We start from the raw sequence: 22977 nt of genomic DNA, 5'->3' as shown, positions 1-22977 counted from the left end.
GCTCCTTTAAATTCCGTCGCGTTCCAGTGGGCAGCTCATGCAGCGTGCGCCGCCGCGGCCGCGTCCCAGCTCATCGCCCGGGATGGGCAGCACGGTGATGCCGGCTTTGTCGTACTTCTCGTTAGTCCAGACGTTGCGCTCGTAGCCAATCACCACGCCGGGACGGATGGTCAGAACGTTGTTGGCGTCGTTCCACTGTTCGCGTTCGGCTTCAAAGGCGTCGCCGCCGGTGGTGATCAGACGCACCTGATTAATGCCGAGCGCTTTCTCGATGGCGTGCAGCAGGTCGGTTTCCTGGGTACGTTGCAGACCGCCGCGCCCGTCCGGGGTGAGCGTCCAGCACTGGGCGTCTTTGCGCACCACTTCCGGATAGACGGAGAAAGTGTCCACGTCGATGTGGGTCATCACGGTGTCGAGGTGCATGCAGGAGCGATGTTTTGGCAGCTCAACGGCGATCACGCGCTCGGCCTGGCGGTGTTTGAACAGGCTGTTGGCGAGGAACTCCACGCCCTGCGGCGTCGTGCGTTCAGACATGCCGATCAATACCGCCCCGCGACCAATCACTAATACGTCGCCGCCTTCCAGGGTAGCGTGGTCGTAATTAATATTTTCGTCGCCGAAATACTTAATAAAATCGCCGTCGGCAAATGCCGGATGCCAACGATATATTGCCCGAAGGTTATTGGTTTCACGCTGACGGGCGGGTTTAGCCATCGGGTTAATGGACACGCCGTTATAAATCCAGCAGGAAGTGTCGCGGGTAAATAAATGGTTCGGCAGCGGCTTCATAATAAAGTCATTGGCCGTGTGGGTATCTACCACCATATTTTTGATGGCTGCCGGAATTTCGCCGTAGGTTAATCCGCCGCTTAATCTGCGCGCCAGTTCACGGTGCGGCATGTCCGCCAGCCAGCCGCGCACGTCGCCCGCAAAGGTAGGTCCGAGGCGATAGTCCGAGATTTGCGTCTCCAGCAGCCAGGCTTTCGCTTCTGTAATATCAAGCGTTTGTGTCAGGAGGTCGGTCAATAGCAGGACTTCCACACCCTGCTCGCGCAGCGTGTTTGCGAAGATATCATGCTCTTCACCCGCCCGTTCAACCGAGAGCACATCATCGAAAAGCAGTTCCTGACAATTCGATGGCGTTAAACGTTTCAGACTTAAATTTGGGCGGTGCAGCATAACGCTACGCAATTGACCAATTTCAGAACCGACGTAATGCTTTTCCATAATTATTCCTTTAACTGTTTTTCAGAATAAAAAGGGCATGCGCCATGTGATGTGTTTAATTTCATGGCGGCTAAGCTCAATTGATTTCGTGGTTCATACTAGGCGGTTAAATAATCATTATTGTGATGCAGCTCACGCGAAAATGGATATTAAGGTGTTTGTTTTCATTTGCATGATTCGCATCAGATAATGATTAATTTCATATTATTGACACGTGAATAGCTAAGCAGCATTCGGTGGCAATATTTGTATTTGTTATTATTTTGTAGAATTTAATGTTTCGAAATAATTAGTTATATCATTGATTTTAAAAGTTAAAATTTGGTGTCTGGAATAGCTATGCAATAATGGCAGTTAACTATTTTTGACTTAAGGAAAATCCATAAATAATTATGGGTTTATAAAGGAAATTATTAAAGTGATAAAATGTGATACGGCAGCAGGTTTTGTGATTTACGCTTTCGATTCAGGAGGTTATGTTGGCGCTATGACGCGCGCGAAATGAGGTTATGCATAACCGCTGCATAATTGCCTGTGTGTGATTAACAGTGAATTAACACCTTTCCCGATAAACATGCGCTCGCGCAATGGTTACAGAAAAAGGGCTGGTATGGCAGCGCGAACTCTCGTATAAAAGAAAAAAATGAAACGTTGTTTTACATCGAGGGTTTTCTCATGATTATCGGCAACATCCACCATCTCCAGCCCTGGCTGCCTGACGAGCTGCGCCAGGCCATTGAGTATATAAAGCGCCACGTCACCGACGCCACGCCGCCCGGCAAGCATGATATCGATGGCAACACTCTCTTTTATCTGGTCTCGGAAGACATGACTCAGCCGTTTGCTGAACGCCGCGCCGAGTTTCATGCGCGCTATCTGGACATCCAGATCGTGATGAAGGGTCAGGAAGGGATGACCTTCAGCACCCTGCCGCACGGTACGCCGGATACCGACTGGCTGGCGGACAAAGACATCGCGTTCCTGCCGGAAGGCGAGCAGGAGAAAACCGTGGTGCTGAGCGAAGGGGATTTTGTGGTGTTCTGGCCTGGCGAAGTCCATAAGCCGCTGTGCGCGGTGGGGGCGCCTGCTAAGGTGCGAAAAGTCGTGGTGAAAATGCTGATTGAATAACCCCTTACCCCTCACCCTAACCCTCTCCCCAGTGGGGAGAGGGGACTGCACCGAGCCGTCTTTTCTCCCTCGCCCCTTTGGGGAGAGGGTCGGGGTGAGGGGGACAATCTGTGATCCAGCTTAAATTTCCCGCACTCCCTCCTCATCTCCCATTTACCTGCGCTTTTTCTGCGTCATAGTATGATCGTTAAATTAATGAACACTGTTCTATAATGTAGAACAAAATGATTCAGCAAGGAGATCTCATGCCGCAGCCTGTGTTGTTTACGGGAATCATTCCCCCTGTCTCCACCATTTTTACCGCCGATGGCCAGCTCGATAAGCAGGGCACCGCCGCGCTGATCGACGATCTGATCGCCGCAGGCGTTGATGGCCTGTTCTTCCTTGGCAGCGGCGGCGAATTCTCCCAGCTCAACGCCGAAGAGCGTAAAACCATTGCCCGCTTTGCTATCGATCATGTCGATCGTCGCGTGCCGGTCCTGATCGGCACCGGCGGCACCAATGCCCGGGAAACCATTGAACTGAGCCAGCACGCGCAGCAGGCGGGCGCGGACGGCATCGTTGTCATCAACCCCTACTACTGGAAAGTCTCGGAAGCGAACCTGATTCGCTATTTCGAACAGGTGGCCGACAGCGTCACGCTGCCGGTGATGCTCTATAACTTCCCGGCGCTGACCGGGCAGGATCTCACGCCAGCGCTGGTGAAAACCCTCGCCGACTCGCGCAGCAACATCGTAGGCATTAAAGACACCATCGACTCCGTCGCCCATCTGCGCAGCATGATCCACACCGTCAAAGCGGCCCACCCACACTTCACCGTGCTGTGTGGCTACGACGATCATCTGTTCAATACCCTGCTGCTCGGCGGCGACGGGGCGATTTCGGCGAGCGGCAACTTTGCGCCGCAGGTGTCGGTAAATCTTCTGAAAGCCTGGCGCGATAAGGACGTGGCGAAAGCGGCTGAGTATCATCAGACCTTGCTGCAAATCCCGCAGCTGTATCAGCTGGATACGCCGTTCGTGAACGTCATTAAAGAGGCGATTGTACTTTGCGGTCGCCCGATCTCCACGCACGTGCTGCCGCCCGCTTCACCGCTGGACGAGCCGCGCAAAGCGCAGCTGAAATCCCTGCTGCAACAGCTCAAGCTCTGCTGAGCCGGAAGATAACCATGACCATCGAGAAAATTTTCACCCCACAGGACGATGCGTTTTATGCGGTGATCACCCACGCGGCGGGGCCGCAGGGCGCGCTGCCGCTGACCCCGCAAATGCTGATGGAATCCCCCAGCGGCAACCTGTTCGGCATGACGCAAAACGCCGGGATGGGCTGGGACGCCAACAGGCTGACCGGCAAAGAGGTGCTGATCATCGGTACCCAGGGCGGCATCCGCGCCGGGGACGGACGCCCGGTTGCGCTGGGCTACCACACCGGGCACTGGGAAATTGGCATGCAGATGCAGGCGGCAGCGAAGGAGATCACCCGCAACGGTGGGATCCCGTTCGCGGCCTTCGTCAGCGACCCGTGCGACGGGCGCTCTCAGGGCACGCACGGCATGTTCGACTCCCTGCCGTACCGCAACGATGCGGCGATCGTGTTTCGTCGTCTGATCCGCTCCCTGCCGACGCGCCGGGCGGTGATCGGCGTGGCAACCTGCGATAAAGGGCTGCCGGCGACCATGATCGCGCTGGCCGCCATGCACGATCTGCCGACCATTCTGGTGCCGGGCGGCGCGACGCTGCCGCCGACCGTGGGTGAAGATGCGGGCAAGGTGCAGACCATTGGCGCGCGCTTTGCCAACCACGAGCTGTCGTTGCAGGAGGCCGCCGAGCTGGGCTGTCGCGCCTGCGCGTCGCCGGGCGGCGGGTGTCAGTTTCTCGGCACGGCGGGCACTTCTCAGGTGGTCGCGGAAGCGCTGGGTCTGGCACTGCCGCACTCCGCGCTGGCACCGTCCGGGCAGGCAGTGTGGCTGGAGATCGCCCGCCAGTCGGCGCGGGCGGTGAGCGAGCTGGATAACCGCGGCATCACCACGCGCGATATCCTCACCGATAAGGCCATCGAAAACGCCATGGTGCTCCACGCGGCGTTCGGCGGTTCCACCAATTTACTGCTGCACATACCGGCCATCGCCCACGCGGCGGGCTGCACCCTTCCTGACGTCGCGCACTGGACGCGCATCAACCGTAAAGTTCCGCGCCTGGTGAGCGTCCTGCCCAACGGCCCGGACTACCATCCGACCGTGCGCGCGTTCCTGGCAGGCGGCGTGCCGGAGGTGATGCTCCACCTGCGCGATCTCGGCCTGCTGCATCTGGATGCCATGACCGTGACCGGCCAGACGGTGGGCGAGAACCTCGACTGGTGGCAGGCATCGGAACGTCGGGCGCGCTTCCGTCAGTGCCTGCGCGAGCAGGACGGCGTCGATCCGGATGACGTGATCCTGCCGCCCGAGAAGGCCAAAGCGAAAGGGCTGACCTCAACGGTCTGCTTCCCGACGGGCAACATTGCGCCGGAAGGATCGGTGATCAAGGCCACGGCGATCGACCCGTCGGTGGTCGGTGACGATGGCGTTTACCGCCACACCGGTCGGGCGCGGGTGTTTGTCTCAGAAGCGCAGGCGATTAAGGCCATCAAGCGGGAAGAGATTCAGCAGGGCGATATCATGGTGGTGATCGGCGGCGGACCGTCCGGCACTGGCATGGAAGAGACCTACCAGCTCACCTCCGCGCTGAAGCATATTTCGTGGGGCAAGACGGTGTCGCTGATTACCGATGCGCGCTTCTCGGGCGTGTCGACGGGCGCATGCTTCGGGCACGTGTCGCCGGAGGCGCTGGCGGGCGGGCCGATCGGCAAATTGCGCGATAACGACATCATTGAGATTGCCGTGGATCGTATGACCCTGACGGGCAGCGTGAACTTTATCGGCACGGCGGACACCCCGCTGACGCCGGAAGAGGGCGCGCGCGAGCTGGCACGGCGGCAGACGCATCCGGACCTGCACGCCCACGACTTTTTGCCGGACGATACCCGGCTATGGGCAGCATTGCAGTCGGTGAGCGGCGGCACCTGGAAAGGCTGTATTTATGACACCGATAAAATTATTGAGGTAATTAACGCCGGTAAAAAAGCGCTCGGCATTTAATTATTTCCAGGAAAAACGTCTGCGGAAAATATTCCGCGGACGGCTTTCCCGTTTCTGTAATTTATTAATTTAAACAATCAGTTGCGATATATCGTTGGCGTCACAAAAGCAAAATAACATAATTCAGAAATAAGATATGACCATTGCTGGTTAATTGAACAGCTCATTACACTCCATTAACACGATGTTGTTATTCAGCACACGACATAAGGGTGTAAATCTGATGACGCAATTAACCATGAAAGACAAAATTGGCTACGGGCTGGGTGACACCGCCTGCGGCTTCGTCTGGCAGGCCACGATGTTTCTGCTGGCCTATTTCTATACCGACGTCTTCGGCCTGTCGGCGGGCATTATGGGCACGCTGTTTTTAGTCTCCCGCGTGCTCGACGCCGTCACCGACCCGCTGATGGGGCTGCTGGTTGACCGTACCCGCACGCGGCACGGCCAGTTCCGCCCGTTCCTGCTGTGGGGCGCGATTCCGTTCGGCATCGTCTGCGTGCTGACCTTCTACACGCCGGACTTCTCGGCGCAGGGCAAAATCATCTACGCCTGCGTGACCTACATTCTCCTGACTCTGGTCTACACCTTCGTTAACGTGCCGTACTGCGCCATGCCGGGCGTCATCACCGCTGACCCGAAAGAGCGTCACGCCCTGCAATCCTGGCGTTTCTTCCTGGCGGCGGCGGGGTCGCTCGCCATCAGCGGCATTGCCCTGCCGCTGGTGAGCATCATCGGCAAAGGGGACGAGCAGGTGGGCTATTTCGGCGCCATGTGCGTGCTGGGGCTGAGCGGCGTGGTGCTGCTCTACGTCTGCTTCTTTACCACCAAAGAGCGTTACACCTTTGAGGTGCAGCCGGGCTCGTCGGTGGCAAAAGATCTCAGGCTGCTGTTCGGCAACGGCCAGTGGCGCATTATGTGCGCCTTCAAGATGATGGCGACCTGTTCCAACGTGGTGCGCGGCGGAGCGACCCTCTACTTCGTCAAATACGTGATGGATCACCCGGAGCTGGCGACCCAGTTTTTACTCTATGGCAGCCTCGCCACCATGTTCGGCTCGCTCTGCTCCTCCCGCCTGCTGGGCCGCTTTGACCGCGTCACCGCCTTCAAGTGGATCATCGTCGCCTACTCGCTGATCAGCCTGCTGATTTTCGTCACCCCGGCGGAGCATATCGCCCTGATTTTCGCCCTCAACATTCTGTTCCTGTTCGTCTTTAACACCACCACGCCGCTCCAGTGGCTCATGGCCTCTGACGTGGTGGATTACGAGGAGAGCCGCAGCGGGCGCCGCCTCGACGGGCTGGTGTTCTCCACCTACCTGTTCAGCCTGAAGATTGGCCTGGCGATTGGCGGGGCGGTAGTGGGCTGGATCCTCGCGTACGTCAACTACTCCGCCAGCAGCAGCGTGCAGCCGGTTGAGGTGCTGACCACCATCAAAATTCTGTTCTGCGTGGTGCCGGTAGTGCTCTACGCGGGCATGTTCATCATGCTGTCGTTCTACAAACTCACCGACGCCCGCGTGGAGGCCATCAGCCAGCAGCTGATCAAGCACCGCGCGGCCCAGGGTGAAGCCGTTCCCGACGCCGCGACAGCCGCATCCCATTAACCGGAGGCACTATGGAAATCACTAACCCGATACTCACCGGCTTCAACCCGGACCCGTCTCTCTGCCGCCAGGGCGAGGACTACTACATTGCCACCTCGACCTTCGAGTGGTTCCCGGGCGTGCGCATCTACCACTCCCGCGACCTGAAAAACTGGTCGCTGGTCAACACCCCGCTGGACCGCGTGTCGATGCTGGACATGAAGGGCAACCCGGACTCCGGCGGCATCTGGGCGCCGTGCCTGAGCTACGCCGACGGCAAATTCTGGCTGCTCTATACCGACGTGAAAATTGTCGACTCGCCGTGGAAAAACGGCCGCAATTTCCTCGTCACCGCGCCGTCCATTGAGGGACCGTGGAGCGAGCCGATCCCGATGGGCAACGGCGGGTTCGACCCGTCCCTGTTCCACGACGACGATGGCCGCAAATATTACCTTTACCGCCCGTGGGGGCCGCGCCACCACAGCAATCCGCACAACACCATCGTGATGCAGGAGTTCGATCCGCAGACCGGCACCCTCTCGCCGGAGCGTAAGACCCTGTTTACCGGCACGCCGCTCTGCTACACCGAAGGCGCGCACCTGTATCGCCACGCAGGATGGTACTACCTGATGGTTGCCGAAGGCGGCACCAGCTACGAACACGCCGTCGTGGTGCTGCGTTCAAAAACGATCGACGGGCCGTACGAGCTGCACCCGGACGTGACGATGATGACCAGCTGGCACCTGCCGGAGAACCCGCTGCAGAAAAGCGGCCACGGTTCGCTGCTGCAGACCCACACGGGGGAATGGTATATGGCCTACCTCACCAGCCGCCCGCTGCGCCTGCCCGGCGTGCCGCTGCTGGCCTCCGGCGGGCGCGGCTACTGCCCGCTGGGGCGCGAGACCGGCATCGCGCGCATTGAGTGGCGCGACGGCTGGCCGTATGTCGAAGGTGGCAAGCACGCGCAGCTGACCGTGAAAGGCCCGCAGATTGCCGAGCAGCCCGCTGCCGTTCAGCACAGCTGGCGGGACGATTTCGACGCCAGTTCGCTTGACCCGGAGCTGCAAACCCTGCGCATTCCGTTCGACGACACCCTCGGCTCGCTCACCGCGCGCCCCGGCTATTTACGGCTCTACGGCAACGACTCGCTTAACTCGACCTTCACCCAGTCGACCGTGGCGCGCCGCTGGCAGCACTTTACCTTCCGGGCGGAGACGCGGATGCAGTTCTCGCCGATCCACTTCCAGCAGAGCGCCGGGCTGACCTGCTACTACAACAGTAAAAACTGGAGCTACTGCTTTGTGGACTACGAGGAGGGGCAGGGGAGAACCATAAAGGTGATCCAGCTCGACCACAACGTGCCGTCATGGCCGCTGCACGAGCAGCCGATTCCGGTGCCGGAGAGTGCGCAGAGCGTCTGGCTGCGCGTCGAGGTGGATACGCTGGTCTATCGCTACAGCTACTCGTTCGACGGCGAGACGTGGCACACCGTGCCGGTAACCTATGAGGCGTGGAAACTGTCGGACGACTACATCGGCGGGCGCGGCTTCTTCACCGGCGCATTTGTGGGGCTGCACTGCGAGGACATCAGCGGTGACGGCTGCCACGCGGATTTCGACTACTTCACCTACGAGCCGCTGTAGCGGCTCAGGCCGGGTAGCCCAGCGCGCGTGAGAGCTGGAGCCCGGCCTGCTGAAGCTGCTCGCGGAAATTAGCCAGCTCGGCGTCGTCCACGCGCGAGGTCAGCGTCGACAGGCTCAGGGCGGCAATCACGCGTGACTCGTGGTTCCACACCGGCACCGCCACGCAGCGCACGCCCTGCTCGTTCTCTTCGCTGTCCAGGGCGTAGCCTTGTTCGCGGGTTTTTTTCAGCGCATCCACCAACGCTTCGCGGGTGGCAAGAGTGGAAGGGGTAAAGGTAGTGTACTGATAGCCCTCCAGCAGGGCTTTCAGCTCGGCCTCGCCCAGCCAGGCAATCAACACCTTGCCGATGGCGGTGGCATGAACCGGCAGGCGACGGCCAATGCGCGAATAGGCGATGGCGGCCAGCTTGCCTTCAATCTTCTCGATATAGACCCCTTCACGCCCGTCCAGGATCCCCAGATGGGTGGTCTGCCCGGTCCGCCGGGAAAGATCCGTCAGCCAGCCTTTTGCCTTCTGACGAATATCCATTGAGCCCACGACGAAATGGCCGCGTTCGACCAGCTTCATGCCGAGGCGATATTTACCGTTCTCCGGGTTCTGATCGATATAGCCGTGAAGCTGCAGGGTTTTCAGCAGCGAATGGAGGGTACTTTTGCTCAGCCCCATCAGTTTGCTGATGTCGGTGATCTTAAGCTCGGTGGCCTGCTCGTTGAACAGGTCGAGGATCTGCAACGCACGTTCAACAGACTGAATAATCGGCATAATGCTGGCATGTCCACGCTGGAATTAAGGCGAAAACGTACCTTTTTTGGGGTGAAAAATCAATTGAGCAGGCTTGATTTGCCCGGCGGCGCTTCGCTTGCACGGGCCTACGGGTTATGTAGGCCGGCTAAGCGCAGCGTCACCCGGCAAGAAGAGCGCACCGAATCAATAATGTGGAGAGAGGATCACTCCCCAAGCGTCGCCACCATCACCGCCTTAATCGTATGCATCCGGTTTTCCGCCTGGTCGAACACGATGCTCGCCGCCGACTCAAACACCTCGTCCGTCACCTCCATCCCGCCGTGCAGATCGAACTCCTTCGCCATCTGCTTGCCGAGCGTGGTCTGGTCGTCATGGAACGCCGGCAGACAGTGCAGGAACTTGACGTTCGGGTTGCCGGTCAGCGCCATCATCTGCGCGTTCACCTGATACCCACGCAGCAGCGCAATCCGCTCCGCCCACTTCTCTTTGGCTTCGCCCATCGACACCCACACGTCGGTATAGATAAAGTCCGCGCCCTTCACGCCGGCCGCTACGTCTTCCGTCAGGGTGATTTTGCCGCCGTGCTTCTCCGCCAGCGCGCTGCACTCCGCTACCAGGCTCTCTTCCGGCCAGCAGGCTTTCGGGGCCACCAGACGCAGATCCAGCCCGGTCAGCGCCGCCGCTTCCAGCATCGAGTTGCCCATGTTGTTGCGCGCATCGCCCGCGTAGACCAGCGTCATCTCGTTAAACGCCTTGCCCGGCAGGTGCTCCTGCATGGTCAGCAGGTCCGCCAGCAGCTGCGTCGGGTGGAACTCGTTGGTCAGGCCGTTCCACACCGGCACGCCCGCATATTGCGCCAGCGTTTCGACCACGTCCTGGCCGTGGCCGCGATACTGAATGCCGTCGTACATCCGCCCGAGCACCCGTGCGGTGTCCTTAATTGACTCTTTATGCCCAATCTGGCTGCCGCTCGGCCCTAAATAAGTGACGCGTGCGCCCTGGTCAAATGCGGCAACTTCGAAAGAGCATCGTGTACGGGTCGAGTCTTTTTCGAAGATGAGCGCGATGTTTTTACCAGTAAGCTTTTGTACTTCCTTGCCCTTTTTTTTATCGGCTTTGAGCTGTGCGGCAAGAGTCAGCAGAGAAGTGAACTGTGCAGGGGTAAAGTCGAGCAATTTCAGAAAGTGTTTCTTGTACAAATCGGACATTTTATCCTCGCCTGGCGAACGCCACTTATTGAATTAAAATTCACTTTATATGTGTAATTATTCATTTGCAACCCCGTTTCACAATTCTTTCTTACAAAGGTGGAGGCAAACCCGTCCGTGTGTGAAAATAGAAGTATCTGCCGCACTTTAAAGAGGATTGAGCCATGGCAAACCCGGAACACCTGGAAGAGCAACGCGAAGAGACGCGTCTGATTATTGAAGAGCTGCTGGAAGACGGTAGCGATCCGGACGCGCTGTACACCATCGAGCACCATTTCTCTGCGGATGATTTCGACGCGCTGGAAAAAATGGCGGTGGAAGCCTTCAAGCTGGGTTACGAAGTGACCGAGCCGGAAGAGCTGGAAGTGGAAGAGGGCGACACCGTCATCTGCTGCGACATCCTGAGCGAGGGCGCGCTGAAGGCGGAGCTGATTGACGCGCAGGTAGAACAGCTGATGAACCTGGCCGAGAAGTTTGAGGTGGAGTACGACGGCTGGGGAACCTACTTCGAAGATCCGAACGGTGAAGACGGCGAAGAAGGCGACGACGAAGATTACGTCGACGAAGACGACGACGGCGTGCGTCACTAAGCGTTTCAGGCGGTGGCGCGCGCCACCGCTTTTTCAAGGCAGAACCATGGATTACCCGCAGATACTCGCCCCCGTACTCAACTTCCTTCAGTGCCCGACCCCGCAAGCATGGATTGATAAAGCCCGCGACCCGGCAAACCTGCCGCTGCTGCTCACCGACCACATGGTGTGCGAGCTCAAGGCCGCCCAGACCGCGCTATTACTCGTGCGTAAATACGTCGCCGACGAAAGCGGTGCCGACGCGCTGCTCGACTGGCTCAAGCCCTACGAACAGTTCACCTTCCGCGACGGCCCGGAGCCGGACTTCATCGCCCTGCACAAGCAGATTGGCAAAAGCGTGATGCCCAAAACCGACGACCCGTGGGGACAGGCGCTCATCGACAGCATGGTGCTGCTGATTAAAGAGGAGCTGCACCACTTCTGGCAGGTGCGCGAGGCGATGCTGGCCCGCGACATTCCGTACGTCAAAATCACCGCCAGCCGCTACGCCAAAGGGATGCTTAAAGAAGTGCGCACCCACGAACCGCTGACGCTGATCGACAAACTCATCTGCGGCGCCTACATCGAAGCCCGCTCCTGCGAACGCTTCGCCGCGCTGGCCCCGTTCCTCGAGGATGACCTGCAAAAGTTTTATCTCTCGCTGCTGCGCTCGGAAGCGCGCCATTATCAGGACTACCTGACGCTGGCCCAACAGGTGAGCGACGACGATATCTCACCGCGCATACAGCATTTTGGCGAAATTGAAGCCACACTTATCTCGACACCGGACCACGAGTTTCGCTTCCACAGCGGCGTGCCGGTGTAAACCGGCATAACGCAAGGATAAGGATGCGAGATGAATAAAACGTGGACCCGTATTGTGATTGTCGTCGTCGCGGCTGCCGCCGTGGCGTTCTGGGTGTTCTTCGACAGGCAGCGCGCGCCTGAACAGCAGATGGATGCTGCCCTTAACGCGATGCCCGCCTGGCAGGTGATTAAGGAGCAGGAGCCTGCGCTGCATCAGCGCATCCTCGACCAGATGGCCGCCCTGCAAAAAGCGGGCGAGCCGGAGCAGCAGATTATCGACACCATCCAGCCTCAGATCCTGCATCTGCAGATGTCGCGCCTGCAAAACGCCCCGGACGCCAACGTGGTGAACTACATGACCATCAACATGGAGCAGACCGCCGCCATCCAGAAGGTGAGCGACGACGCCTGCTTCCGCTTTCTTTACCCTATGGTGAAGGGCGGCATCAACCCGATGCGCATGCTGGATAAAGACCTGATGGCGCGGCGTATGCAGGCCGACGCCGACATGATGCGCGCGGCCTACGGCAAAAACCGCCACACCGTGACCACGGCCGAACGCGAGGCGGCTGTCGAGGATGTGCGGCCGATTATGAAGGCGCTTGCCGATAAGTACGGCGAGGACATCCAGCTGCTGCAGATGCCGGAGAAGGCGGCGGGTAAAGAGAAGCTCTCCTGCGATATGGTGCAGGACATGTGGGCGAAGGTGCTGGCGCTGCCGGAGCAGAAGGCGGCAGGGGTGATTCGGCTGGCGGTGTCTGAGCTGGAGTGACGAAGGGCGCTGGTTTTTTGGGCACTTAGCGCGGGTTTCGCGCGTCGTCGCTTGCATGGCGGCGCGCGACAGGTATAATCCACAACGTTTCCGCATCCCCTTCAGTGCCGAAGTGGCGAAATCGGTAGACGCAGTTGATTCAAAATCAACCGTAGAAATACGTGCCGGTTCGAGTCCGGCCTTCGGCACCAAAAGATGCAAATCAAAGTCGCTTAAAGGCGGCTTTTTTTTGTCTGAAATCCGCGCCACACATGGCTTTCCGCGATTTTCCTTTCAACAGAAGTCAATATGGGTCAACTAGATTCAATCTACATCAACTTACTGATGTGGTATTGCCTCGTTCGATAATTTTTTTACCTACACAGAGCTCTTGAAGGGATACTCACTAGAGTTCTTAGTGAAGATTTTCAATTATGAAACAACAATATATCTCCCTAGAATGTTACCTAATTGTATAATTGAATCAATTCTGGGATTTTGATAAAATCCCAGAACTAAAAATTGAGAGTCCCCATTATATGCCAACACAAAAAGCTGTACACAATGCTAATTTGACGGAGATGGAAGTCATAAATAATGACCCAGCACTTCATCTGAGGCCAATCAGGGAGGTTGCTCATGAGCTGGGAGCTATTGATTGGAGCTTCACCGAAGTGGATACTCGCCTGCCGGGCCATGACATACATCCATATCCCGCTAAGTTTATCCCACAACTTCCGCACGGCTTAATATCACGTCTGAGCGGACGCGGGGAAACAGTGCTTGATCCATTTGGTGGGAGCGGAACTACAGCACTTGAAGCAGTTAAGTTAGGACGTAAGGCAATTAGTATCGATGCTAATCCACTCTCTGCCCTCATTGGTCGAGTTAAAACTGCCAGACTTGAACCTGAAACTCTTAAGGCACTCAATTCCCATCATTCGGTGCTACTTACTCATCTTGAAGGGGGGAGTCTCTCACCTTCCTCTTTAATTAACAATTATTCTTCTCATGCACCAAAGATCGTCAATCAGGATAAATGGTTTGCAGAGACTGCATACGCAGAGTTGTGCTTAATTAAAGCTTATATAAATGAGCTGAACAGCACTAGTCAAGATATAGCCTTAGTTGCGCTTTCTAGAATTGTAATTAAAGCCTCTTTTCAAGATTCAGAAACACGTTATAAAAGTGTTCCACGTGAAGTTCCCATGGGTGAAACGTTACGAAGATATTTACGAGAATTTACAGCAGTAGTTAAGTCTGTGGAAAAGAATGAGGCTGCAACCCGGTATGGGCTATCACAATTCTTATGTGATGATATTCGCCTGATTGGTAAAGAAAAGCTTCCTGATGGAATTGCGGACCTAGTCGTGACTTCACCTCCGTATGGAAATGCGACAGACTACCATCTTTACCACCGTTTCCGTTTGTTATGGCTGGGTTTTGATCCTATTGCGTTAGGGCATGTAGAAATTGGTTCTCACTTAAAACATCAGAGAGAATCGAGCGGTTTCGAAAGTTACCTTGAAGATATGGAAGCAGCTTTAGCAACTATGCACCGTGCTTTAAAGCCGGGCCGATATGCTGCGCTGGTAATTGGAGATTCTGTATATGATAAAAAGACATATGATCCAGCTGATGCTCTTTATGAGCGTGCAGATAGTTTAGGTTTTGAAGCTTGTACTATTGTTGATCGAGCTATTCACGCAGTGAAGAGATCATTCTCACATGCAGGCAGGCGTGCGACTTCTGAACATATATTGGTTTTACGACGCAAAGTTACTCCGACATTCATTCAAATATCTCCAGCGCCATATAAGCTATGGCCATATGAGGAAGAGTTAAGGCTCAGAGAGGTTGGCCTTAAACAAGGTGATGCAGATCCTTCTTTAGATATTCGTCTTCCTTCATTTGAAGAAGATCGGAGTATGTACAAGCGTGCGGCTTTTTCGCATAGTGTTCAATTGGAAGGTGGAAATGTTGAGCCTACATGGCAAGCTGTTTTGGAGAATGGCGAAGCGTGGCGTTCAACTACACGGAAGGATCCCAAATATGTTACTCATGGGATTCATTCATACAAAGGGAAGTATTATCCACAGTTAGCCAAAAGTTTACTAAATATTAGTGGGTTTGGACCCGGTGCTACAGTATTGGATTTATTTTGTGGTAGCGGAACAACCTTGTTAGAAGGATATTTGAATGGCTATCGTACCTTTGGCTGTGATATGAATCCACTGGCAGCTAAGATATCACGAGCGAAGCTTGGTGTCTTAGAGCTGAGTCCAGATACAGTACGTGAAGTTGTATTGAATGTTCGGGAACTTCTCACTAGCCCACCTTTAAATTTCCCTCAGCACCTTGATTTTGTAGATGAAAGTTGCCGTGAAGAAATTCTTCGCTGGTTTTCATCCCCTATAGCTTTCAAGCTAAACTGGCTATTAGGGCTTCTGCGAAGAGTCAGTGCTGGAGTAATGCTAGATTTTCTCGAAGTAATTTTGAGCAGTATTATTCGTGAGGTTTCAAATCAAGAACCCACAGATCTTCGTATCCGCTATCGGTCTGAACCGCTTACTGATGCTGATGTACTTGGTCTCTTTCTGAACAAATTAGAGGAACAGTTTAATCGGATAGAGAAATTCTGGAAAATACGAAATAATGCCCCGCAGGCCTTCCTACCTTCTGTAATTACAGAAGGAGATAATAGAAAATCTGATACATTTACGAAATTAGGACTTGAGCCTGGTAGTGTGGACCTTGTGTTAACTAGTCCACCTTATGGGACCGCTTTGCCATATATCGATACCGATCGACTATCTCTGCTTTTCATAATGGGTTTAAAGAGCTCTGATAGGAAACCCGTTGAAAATGGGTTAATTGGAAGCCGAGAAATAAGTACGGCTGAACGTCGACGATTAGAGCAGGTTGAACTCAGCGAGGTACTGCCTTCTGGTTCACAAAAATTTATTTCAACAATGCAGAATGAACTCGAAAGTGATTTATCTGCAGGATTCAGAAAACGTAATATGCCAGCACTAATGGTGCGATATCTTCTTGACATGTCTGCTGCTCTTGGCCAAGCCAAACGGTTATTGCGATCAGGTGGAGAAATGATGATTGTCATTGGAGATAATAAAACGACAATTAACGGAAAAACTATATTAATCCCTTGTACAGACTTGATTGAAGAAATAGCTTGTTCACAGGGTATGGCTGTAGTAGAAAGAATCGATATATCAGTTACAACTGAAAATTTCAGGCATATTAAAAATGCTATTGTCAAAAATGTTGTGCTTAGACTTAGGAAACCATAATTGTGAGGCTGGTTTAAAACCAGCCGAACTTTCTTGCTTTTTTTCCACCACCAGGCATTGACTGGTTACAAGCAACTAACCAGTAAGTATATTGTGGGCTGTCCGGTCGATAAATGCTTATCTCATAATCGATACCAACGCTATTACCATGCATCATTACCATTATTGAATATTCTGGCACTTGAGATACTAATGGCGATGCTGTGATCCTGATTTCCTCTTTAGTAGAATAATATACCGTATTGAGTTTATAATTAGAAAGCGTTAGTGTCGGTGTCGTAGTGGAGCCATATACATTTATGTTCACTACTGGGTCGGGGGTTCTTTGTGGATATGCAGGATTACCTACTTTCTTAGGTATTGTCGACCCCTTGAATGGCCAGCCAAAAAAGCTTGGATTCTGAAGCACAGCAATTTTGCTTAAAAATATCTCACCATTATGATGAGGTTTAATTTGTATAATTAATCCTGCAACTACCTGTTGTGAGGATTGTGGTTGCCCCATAATTGCTGTCGCCTTAGATTTAGGCGATTTCATTATGGATGTCGGAAGTGGACTTGCTGGTTTGCGTATCAGGCCGGTTCTCGGAGCCGCCGGATAGTTTCCTGTCAACTTGGCGCGTGCTTGTTTATCTAATTCAGATAGTACAGCACCATTAGCTACCAATTCATCTAATAATTTTTGTTCAACTGCTTTAGTTGCAACGCATGAATGAGGTAATAACTTATTCCACATTGTGTCTAAATCAGTATAAATACTATTATCGTCAGGTAAAACTAAGTCTAAAATTACCGAGCTTTCAAAATTAGTTTCAGTGCCACCGACGGTAAGATTATTAGAGCCGATAATTATTTTTGCATGTTTTGGGCCATCAAATAAATAAATTTTGGGATGAAATGTAATCCCATTCTCACGAGTTATGTAAAGCTCTTTACACAAATCGGCTGCTATTGTTAATGCTTCTTTACTGGTACCTTGCTGGTCAATTCCTAAGATAGCGCAAAGGGAGTTTCCAGAAGCTAACCAGGTCTCAATATCTGACTTAAGACGTAGTAAAGGGCCAGATTTCGCGTATGCAGTGACTATGCGTAGTTGATTAAAATGCGGATCTTTGAGACCTGTACGCAAAATGTCCAGTAAACGTTTAGAGCCACTAGGTTGATCCAACGGTGTAATAAAACTTACTTTTGGCATGTTATCCCTTACAATATTTAGCCTATTCTTACATTAATAAATTCGATATTTTAGCTGAGTATCCGCTTTTTTCAGAGCTTTTTCGATTACTTTTAGATATATTAAATTATTAGTGTGATCCAAAACGCATAAGTAGACTCGTCTCAAGACTGGTGGCCTGTTCCTCCATCGACTAACACAACGAGAAGTAAGTGATACCTTTTTTAAATCAAGGAAATCCTCATAAAGGCGCCCATTTTCTTAATATCCCATTTAGCCATCTCTCATCCCTGTCCGGGCGGTTATCCTGAGTCGCCCACAGCGAAGCTATCTCTATCCCCGGAACCGCCTTCAGCAACTCCTGCAATCCCTCTTCATCCATATCCGTAAATCGTCTTTCACCCTGCACGCGTTCACCGTTGCCATACTTAAAGGACACGTACCATACGCCGCCAGGCTTAAGCGTATCCGCAAGTTTCTGCATCACGGCAGGCAACTCAGAAGAGGGGACATGCAACAAAGAGGCACAGCACCAGATCCCATCGTACTGTGCTTTACCGGCGATCTCCGAAAACGTCATCAGCTGCACGGGTAACCCGGAATGTTGCCTTGCCAGTTCCACCATCGCGGAAGAGGCATCAAAAGCATCCACCTGATAACCCATCTCATGAAAGGCTTTTGTGTCCCGACCTGAACCGCAGCCCGCATCCAGAACCCGGGAACCATGAGGCAGATGTTGCGTGAAGGACTCGTAGAGCGAGGCCATATCGACATTGACCGTGCCATCGAAGAAATCCTGTGCGTGGTTCTGATAGTAGTGAAGTGTCATTAAAACGTTGCCTCGCCTTCCGCGTTGGGTTTCCAGGTATGGATAAGTTTGTCCAGCGCAGCCTGCCAGTTACGCTGAAGAAAGCTTTTCCGTGCTTCAGGACGTTGCCCTGTCTGTAGAACAATCGTCTCATGCAACGGCAGTTTGCTCTGAATAAAATACTCATTGCGGATGTGCAACCGCTGCAGGAGCCTGAGATCGGGAATGCGTGCCGACTTGCCTTCAACGCCACGGTTACAGCACCGACAGGCCAGCACTAAGTTCCATACGCCGTTAATATTGCTCACTTCTTTGCGGGCAGCCCAGGGAATAAAGTGGTCGACGTCCGCCAGTGCTGCGTCTCCCGGAACCAGGCTGATGGGTTTAAAGCAGTAAAAACACCGTCCTTTCTGGTACCCATTCAGGCTGTCGCGACAGCTGGTGATATCTACGCGACGCGCATTTACCCTCGTGAACAATAGCTGATTATCTTCGTCGAACTCCACGCCGACAAGGTTACGTGAAATCCCCATCGACCAGGCCTGTTCTACCAGGTTCCAGCGGGCATTGGTTTCAAAGGCGAGGTTTTTATACTGCAGGCGTTCGCCCAGTAAATAGAAGTTGTCCGTCAGGCGGATCCCGTTGTTGGTTTTGCGTTCATCAAGAAAAAAGCGTTTATCGATCTCGCCCTGGTTCACGTAGTGAAAGGCATCAATCACGTTGTTAAAGCCAAGGCGCACCGTCGCTTCAATGAGCTGAGCGTGGGTGATTTCACCTCGGTTGAACTTCAGGCAGGTTTCCAGAAATTGACTGCTGCGTGAGGTGATCTGTTTTGGCGCATGCCTCAGGTGATCGCAAAGATAGCGGCTGAACGGCACGGCAAGCTGGTCTAGCGTTATCAAATCGCTACCTGACTTATCCACTTCATACAAGGCAGACGCCAGTGCAAATTTGTAAGATGCGACGTTCCTTCCAAAGAGGATCACACCACGCCAGTAGTTCTCAAGCGTCGGATCGGCCTGATAAAATTCCATCGATGAAGTCCTGTTACGGTTGGCTGGGCAGGGCGTTACTAAAGCCTGTAACAGGATCACATAACAAAATCAGGGTGATGTAAATCGTTAATCTATAGATTTGATGAATTTTGAGAGGTCTGAGAGGGAAGGAAGAGGTGAGATGGAGTGATTCTCAGGCAAAGCATTGTCGCCTCTGTAATTAAAAAACGCCCAACACTATTTCCTGAATCCCCCTCGCAAATTCTAAATTTACCCCACCCAAAACCGCTGTATTTATATTCAGCCCTGTATAATGAGCACCAGAAATTACGCCGAACGGCAAAGGAAATATTGAAGAATATTTAAAGAGAGAATTCGCGATATGAAGGTGCTGCAACACCCCCATACCGCTAACCACAACCAACTATCGAGGAGTTGAAAATGGCTGCGACGAATTTTAAGCCAGAGTTTACCGTTTGCAAAACAGAATCAGACGCTTTCACCGGCATGATTGAAAACCGCGAGCTGGTACGCAAAAACAGCGCCCGCCGTCTTCATGGCAACCCGCCTAACGCGGCGCCCGTCCATCCCCGCGCGGAAACGCCGCAGGACAGTGCCGCCTGCTGCGAACTGTATGCGCGTATAGACATGAAATACCTTCTTCTGAGCGGTGACTGGCTAACCCGTGCGGGCTTTATCAACGGTATGCCCGTAAAAATCCGCGCCATGAAAGACTGCATTGTGATTACACCCCAGCATACAAGAGAATTATGGGGATGCCTGGAAGGTATGAGTGTGGTGAATATAAATAAGCACAAAGTCGCGCAGTGGTTGAAGACCTTTCCGGGGGGGCTGAATGATACCGGCGATATACCCGTTGTGAAGCGAGGAATTGGGCAAGCGATGCCTGAGTAATTTCTGGCTTCCTACCTAACGTATTTTTGGAGCAATAAAACGATACGGGCATGCCATTCCATGCCCGTATTAGTGAGTCTCAAAGATTGTTATTCTTTAAATCCGGATTTACCATTTTCTTTACGCCACTCCTTAACTTCTCTAACAATGCCTTCCGGACTATAATCTTTACCCTCTTCAGGATAAAAAATCAGGTCAGAGCCTGCGGGGTGCTCGATAAGTCGTTTAAATTCTCTAACCAATCGATTCTCGTCTTCTTCAGTTGGTGCGTCCGCATTGCAAATTTTGCGTACCAGTTCTAAAAATTCTTCTTCTGTGTAATCACTTAACAGTCTCATATTACTCTCCTTTATGAATTTTGATGTGATGTTTTGGAGTGGTTATTCCCATATTATCAACGATATACACCTTGCCGCCCTGACTGATAGGTTGTATGTTATGAATTTCATAACGTTCTCTTTTTCCAACCGAGTCAGGTGTGCATGTGAAAGGGGCGTTTCCTTTAATAATCGGCAGAGCATATTTTTTGTACTAAAGATAGAAGTTCACTTTCAATGTAATCGCTTAATTTTTCATGCTTTTATCCTTTTGAGTTTTTTTGCATACAATCCGCGCCCGAAAGCGCGACATTGTTATTGGTTGTTATTCCTTAAATCCGGATTTTCCATTTTCTCTGCGCCATTCCTTCACTTCTCTAACAATACCTTCTGGACTGTAATCTTTACCTTTCGTTGGATAAAAAATAACATCAGATCCATTAGGATGTTCAGAAAGACGTTCAAAATTTAAAACCAACAAACTTCCTTCTTCTTCTGTATCACCTGCGGCAGTGCAAATTTTTCTTACAAAGTCTAAAAATTCTTTTTCAGTATAATCGCTGATGGTTTTCATCCTAATTTCCTCGATGTATATCAATGTGATGTTTAGGAGTTGTTATGCTCATATTATCTAGAACATATACAGCACCACCCTGACTTATAGGATTAATGTGATGTGTCTCAAACCGTTTTTTTATCGACTCTATATATTGTAGGGATAAGGGAAGAGGATCACCTCTGAATTTTTTGATTGATCTTTTTCATCTTGACGGAGATTTTTAGTATGCCCGATACGATTATCGGGCAATGCCTCTCACCATTTATCCCTATAGTCAAAAGAAACCTGATAGTCATAAATAGTGGGGGTTATTTTATGTAAGAAGTGGGGTTGGAGAATGGGTATCCATTCGGGTTCAACATCAAAAAAACCATTATTAACGTTCCCCTTAGTTGGTAGGCCAAGATCTTTTGTCATGATCTGAGCATCATCGCCAAAATCTGAAGAAAATTCATTTCCTTCACCTAACTCAGTTTCTTTATCATACCACTGTAATCTTAATCTTAATCCCATAATAAGCCTCATAAATAAGATTTAATATTTCTACCTTTTACGGCAGGTTTCAAAATTTCACCAGTTTTATAATCAATAGCGCCGAGATGCTCGCCGTCACTAGCTCTGTATTCTTCGAGTTCGCCATGCTGAGAATCCCATTCATATATTCTTCGTCCTTTCGAATCAACCCATCTTGCCCTTTTACCACTACCACCCTGCTTGGGCGTTTTCGCTTTCACCTCTCTTAAACCCCTTAATCCTGTAATTTCGCTGGTTTTAGGTGCCTGATGATAATCATGTCCATCTTCGGGTAATCCACTGCGACGTCTCCCGCTGAGATAGACATAAATCGGCGGCACCCCGCCCACCGGCAGAATCAGAATATAATCCGCAAACGTCTTCTCTTCCGGTGTCGGGCTAGTCGTCACACCCATCCCCGTATCCTCCGGCAGCGGATCAACCACAACCGGGTTCGGTATCCGTACCGGGCTCTGATTGCCCGTATCCCATGGCTTACTCTCTCCGGTGCGGTCCGGTGTCCAGATGAGGGTGATGCCGGGGTTTTCTTCGGTGGTAAAGGTGTATGCCTGGCGTCGGCTATCTCACTCCATCGTGCGTACGCGCACGCTGTCTTTGCCCGGCGGCGTATGCCAGCCGCGTGGTGTCGGGTTACCGCTGGCGTCGTCCTCCCAGGTAAAGCGAACGCGGGTAGGGGCTTCCCGCATCTGTTCGGCGCGCATCCTGTCGATAAAATCCTGCTCGCCATCGTTCAGCTTGCCGGGATACATCCCCATGAGCAGCCCTGCAACAGGTGCACCAAGGCCTCCCGTCGCTATCTCGCCAAGTGCGGCACCGCGCACGGCCCAGGTGCCAGGAGTGATTGTGCGCCCGCCAACCAGGGTAAGTTCGCTGGCATCGGCTATCGCGTTCCGCGCGGTCCAGGCCCTTTCTTCGGCTGCAACGGCAGCCTGATAGTCCATCTCCTCGTGATGTCCATTCCACCAGAGATAAAGCGCGCTGCGTTGCTTTGGCTTTGGAATCGCCTTACGCTTTGCTGCCTGAGCGTGCTGCGCGGTGTCGTTGGGCATGGCCTGGTAAAATGCCATCTCGGCGAAGTTGGTGTGCGGCTCGCTTCCGGTGCCTGCATCGTTACAGCCTTCACCGCGCAGGCAGGATTTCGCAAAGACCCGGTTGCGATCGCGTTCTTCTGCTTGTCGCTGTGCTTGGGCCTCTTCCTCTTTACGGCGCGCTGCGAGCATGGCCTGATGCTTTTCCTGTGCGATCTTTTCCGGAGAAGGACCGGAGCCGAGCCACTCTCCCGATGGGGCGATCACGCGGTTGGTTCCGTGCGGGCAGCCACAAATGACGACAGAACCATCGACGGCTGAGGTTTGCCCCATCCAGTTAACGCGGGGTTCGCCGTCTGCAACAACGCCCTGCTTGCCGCATTTAGGGCATGCCGTGGTTTTATCGCCAACGCGGATAACGCCGCGACCATGCTCGGTGCAGTTGGGCAGGGTGCTGCAGCATATTGCGCCGGTGGTCGTTCTGTCGCCGTGCAGCGCCTGACCGCGGCCGTAGTTCGTGGAACGGTAGCCCATGGC

23 protein-coding genes, 1 tRNA gene and 1 pseudogene are annotated in these 22977 nt (G+C 52.9%); 11 read left to right on the top strand and 14 right to left on the bottom strand.

The genetic code is table 11. From position 1 onward, the window contains the following. Positions 1-6: 6 nt before the first annotated feature. Positions 7-1227, bottom strand: coding sequence for an arginine deiminase (arcA, locus tag ACOTY9_RS16225; RefSeq protein WP_014882312.1), 1221 nt, complete (start codon positions 1225-1227; stop codon positions 7-9). A 675-nt stretch (positions 1228-1902) separates the two neighbouring features. Between arcA and ACOTY9_RS16220 the strand changes: the two genes are divergently transcribed. From ACOTY9_RS16220 to ACOTY9_RS16200, 5 genes are all read left to right on the top strand, one after another. Continuing rightward, positions 1903-2355: a YhcH/YjgK/YiaL family protein gene (locus ACOTY9_RS16220; protein WP_048997318.1), complete on the top strand. Its 453-nt coding sequence runs from the start codon at positions 1903-1905 to the stop codon at positions 2353-2355. A 245-nt stretch (positions 2356-2600) separates the two neighbouring features. Continuing rightward, positions 2601-3509 (top strand): 2-keto-3-deoxygluconate aldolase, encoded by a 909-nt coding sequence (yagE, locus tag ACOTY9_RS16215; RefSeq protein WP_014882314.1) that lies wholly within the window; start codon positions 2601-2603, stop codon positions 3507-3509. 14 nt (positions 3510-3523) lie between these two features. Further along, the gene (gene yagF, locus ACOTY9_RS16210; RefSeq protein WP_014882315.1) at positions 3524-5491 is read left to right on the top strand and encodes a xylonate dehydratase YagF; all 1968 of its coding nucleotides are present in this window, start codon (positions 3524-3526) and stop codon (positions 5489-5491) included. A gap of 223 nt (positions 5492-5714) precedes the next feature. Then, the gene (locus tag ACOTY9_RS16205; RefSeq protein WP_014882316.1) at positions 5715-7097 is read left to right on the top strand and encodes an MFS transporter; all 1383 of its coding nucleotides are present in this window, start codon (positions 5715-5717) and stop codon (positions 7095-7097) included. An 11-nt stretch (positions 7098-7108) separates the two neighbouring features. Beyond that, a complete protein-coding gene (locus tag ACOTY9_RS16200) occupies positions 7109-8719 on the top strand; it encodes a glycoside hydrolase family 43 protein (RefSeq protein ID WP_348565822.1) in 1611 nt (536 codons plus the stop codon). Positions 8720-8723: 4 nt separating this feature from the next. Here the strand turns inward: ACOTY9_RS16200 and xynR are convergent, their stop codons facing one another. The 3 genes from xynR to argL all read right to left on the bottom strand — a co-directional run bounded on the left by xynR (position 8724) and on the right by argL (position 10737). Continuing rightward, a complete protein-coding gene (gene xynR, locus ACOTY9_RS16195; RefSeq protein WP_348565820.1) occupies positions 8724-9482 on the bottom strand; it encodes a DNA-binding transcriptional repressor XynR in 759 nt (252 codons plus the stop codon). 185 nt (positions 9483-9667) lie between these two features. Beyond that, positions 9668-10672 carry an ornithine carbamoyltransferase gene (gene argF, locus ACOTY9_RS16190; protein ID WP_023331910.1) on the bottom strand — a complete coding sequence of 335 codons (1005 nt, stop codon included), beginning with the start codon at positions 10670-10672 and terminating at the stop codon, positions 9668-9670. After that, entirely contained in the window at positions 10642-10737 is a 96-nt protein-coding gene (argL, locus tag ACOTY9_RS16185) for a putative translational regulatory protein ArgL (RefSeq protein WP_213014371.1), read from the bottom strand. Before argL ends, argF begins: the two co-directional genes overlap by 31 nt. 99 nt (positions 10738-10836) lie before the next feature. On the opposite strand from argL, the gene rraB reads away from it, so the two are divergent. The 5 genes from rraB to ACOTY9_RS16160 all read left to right on the top strand — a co-directional run bounded on the left by rraB (position 10837) and on the right by ACOTY9_RS16160 (position 16110). Next, positions 10837-11262, top strand: a complete 426-nt coding sequence (gene rraB / locus ACOTY9_RS16180; protein WP_014882320.1) for a ribonuclease E inhibitor RraB — start codon at positions 10837-10839, stop codon at positions 11260-11262. 46 nt (positions 11263-11308) lie between these two features. Further along, on the top strand, positions 11309-12067 hold the full coding sequence (miaE, locus tag ACOTY9_RS16175; protein WP_348565818.1) for a tRNA isopentenyl-2-thiomethyl-A-37 hydroxylase MiaE: 759 nt from the start codon (positions 11309-11311) through the stop codon (positions 12065-12067). A gap of 30 nt (positions 12068-12097) precedes the next feature. Then, positions 12098-12820 carry a topoisomerase II gene (locus ACOTY9_RS16170; protein ID WP_348565817.1) on the top strand — a complete coding sequence of 241 codons (723 nt, stop codon included), beginning with the start codon at positions 12098-12100 and terminating at the stop codon, positions 12818-12820. Positions 12821-12926: 106 nt separating this feature from the next. Continuing rightward, positions 12927-13011: transfer RNA gene (locus ACOTY9_RS16165), tRNA-Leu, on the top strand. A gap of 267 nt (positions 13012-13278) precedes the next feature. Beyond that, positions 13279-16110, top strand: coding sequence for a DNA methyltransferase (locus tag ACOTY9_RS16160; protein ID WP_421637382.1), 2832 nt, complete (start codon positions 13279-13281; stop codon positions 16108-16110). A 13-nt stretch (positions 16111-16123) separates the two neighbouring features. Here the strand turns inward: ACOTY9_RS16160 and ACOTY9_RS16155 are convergent, their stop codons facing one another. From ACOTY9_RS16155 to ACOTY9_RS16145, 3 genes are all read right to left on the bottom strand, one after another. After that, the gene (locus ACOTY9_RS16155) at positions 16124-17305 is read right to left on the bottom strand and encodes a phospholipase D family protein (RefSeq protein ID WP_348565815.1); all 1182 of its coding nucleotides are present in this window, start codon (positions 17303-17305) and stop codon (positions 16124-16126) included. A gap of 220 nt (positions 17306-17525) precedes the next feature. Then, the gene (locus tag ACOTY9_RS16150; protein WP_348565814.1) at positions 17526-18113 is read right to left on the bottom strand and encodes a class I SAM-dependent methyltransferase; all 588 of its coding nucleotides are present in this window, start codon (positions 18111-18113) and stop codon (positions 17526-17528) included. Continuing rightward, positions 18113-19126 carry an HNH endonuclease gene (locus ACOTY9_RS16145; RefSeq protein ID WP_348565813.1) on the bottom strand — a complete coding sequence of 338 codons (1014 nt, stop codon included), beginning with the start codon at positions 19124-19126 and terminating at the stop codon, positions 18113-18115. The genes ACOTY9_RS16150 and ACOTY9_RS16145 overlap by 1 nt, the downstream gene beginning before the upstream one ends. Before the next feature lie 402 nt (positions 19127-19528). On the opposite strand from ACOTY9_RS16145, the gene ACOTY9_RS16140 reads away from it, so the two are divergent. After that, positions 19529-20002 (top strand): SymE family type I addiction module toxin, encoded by a 474-nt coding sequence (locus tag ACOTY9_RS16140; RefSeq protein ID WP_348565812.1) that lies wholly within the window; start codon positions 19529-19531, stop codon positions 20000-20002. Positions 20003-20091: 89 nt separating this feature from the next. Here the strand turns inward: ACOTY9_RS16140 and ACOTY9_RS16135 are convergent, their stop codons facing one another. The 7 genes and pseudogenes from ACOTY9_RS16135 to ACOTY9_RS16105 form a co-directional block, all read right to left on the bottom strand. Further along, positions 20092-20340 (bottom strand): bacteriocin immunity protein, encoded by a 249-nt coding sequence (locus tag ACOTY9_RS16135; RefSeq protein WP_348565811.1) that lies wholly within the window; start codon positions 20338-20340, stop codon positions 20092-20094. A gap of 1 nt (position 20341) precedes the next feature. Then, the gene (locus ACOTY9_RS16130; RefSeq protein ID WP_348565837.1) at positions 20342-20509 is read right to left on the bottom strand and encodes an HNH endonuclease signature motif containing protein; all 168 of its coding nucleotides are present in this window, start codon (positions 20507-20509) and stop codon (positions 20342-20344) included. After that, the gene (locus ACOTY9_RS16125; RefSeq protein ID WP_154051877.1) at positions 20505-20558 is read right to left on the bottom strand and encodes a hypothetical protein; all 54 of its coding nucleotides are present in this window, start codon (positions 20556-20558) and stop codon (positions 20505-20507) included. The genes ACOTY9_RS16130 and ACOTY9_RS16125 overlap by 5 nt, the downstream gene beginning before the upstream one ends. An 86-nt stretch (positions 20559-20644) precedes the next feature. Next, entirely contained in the window at positions 20645-20893 is a 249-nt protein-coding gene (locus ACOTY9_RS16120) for a bacteriocin immunity protein (RefSeq protein WP_348565810.1), read from the bottom strand. A 1-nt stretch (position 20894) separates the two neighbouring features. Beyond that, on the bottom strand, positions 20895-21017 hold the full coding sequence (locus tag ACOTY9_RS16115; RefSeq protein ID WP_421637387.1) for an HNH endonuclease signature motif containing protein: 123 nt from the start codon (positions 21015-21017) through the stop codon (positions 20895-20897). Between the two features lie 116 nt (positions 21018-21133). Next, entirely contained in the window at positions 21134-21391 is a 258-nt protein-coding gene (locus ACOTY9_RS16110) for a colicin E3-like toxin immunity protein (RefSeq protein WP_193042009.1), read from the bottom strand. Between the two features lie 8 nt (positions 21392-21399). Further along, a pseudogene (locus ACOTY9_RS16105) lies at positions 21400-22974 on the bottom strand (S-type pyocin domain-containing protein). Positions 22975-22977: the final 3 nt, after the last annotated feature.

This window comes from Enterobacter cloacae complex sp. SHL012, assembly GCF_049237505.1.
Taxonomy (GTDB): Bacteria; Pseudomonadota; Gammaproteobacteria; order Enterobacterales; family Enterobacteriaceae; genus Enterobacter; species Enterobacter kobei.
The sequence above is the reverse complement of the archived record's forward strand: the minus strand, read 5'-3'. Positions and strand labels throughout refer to the sequence as shown.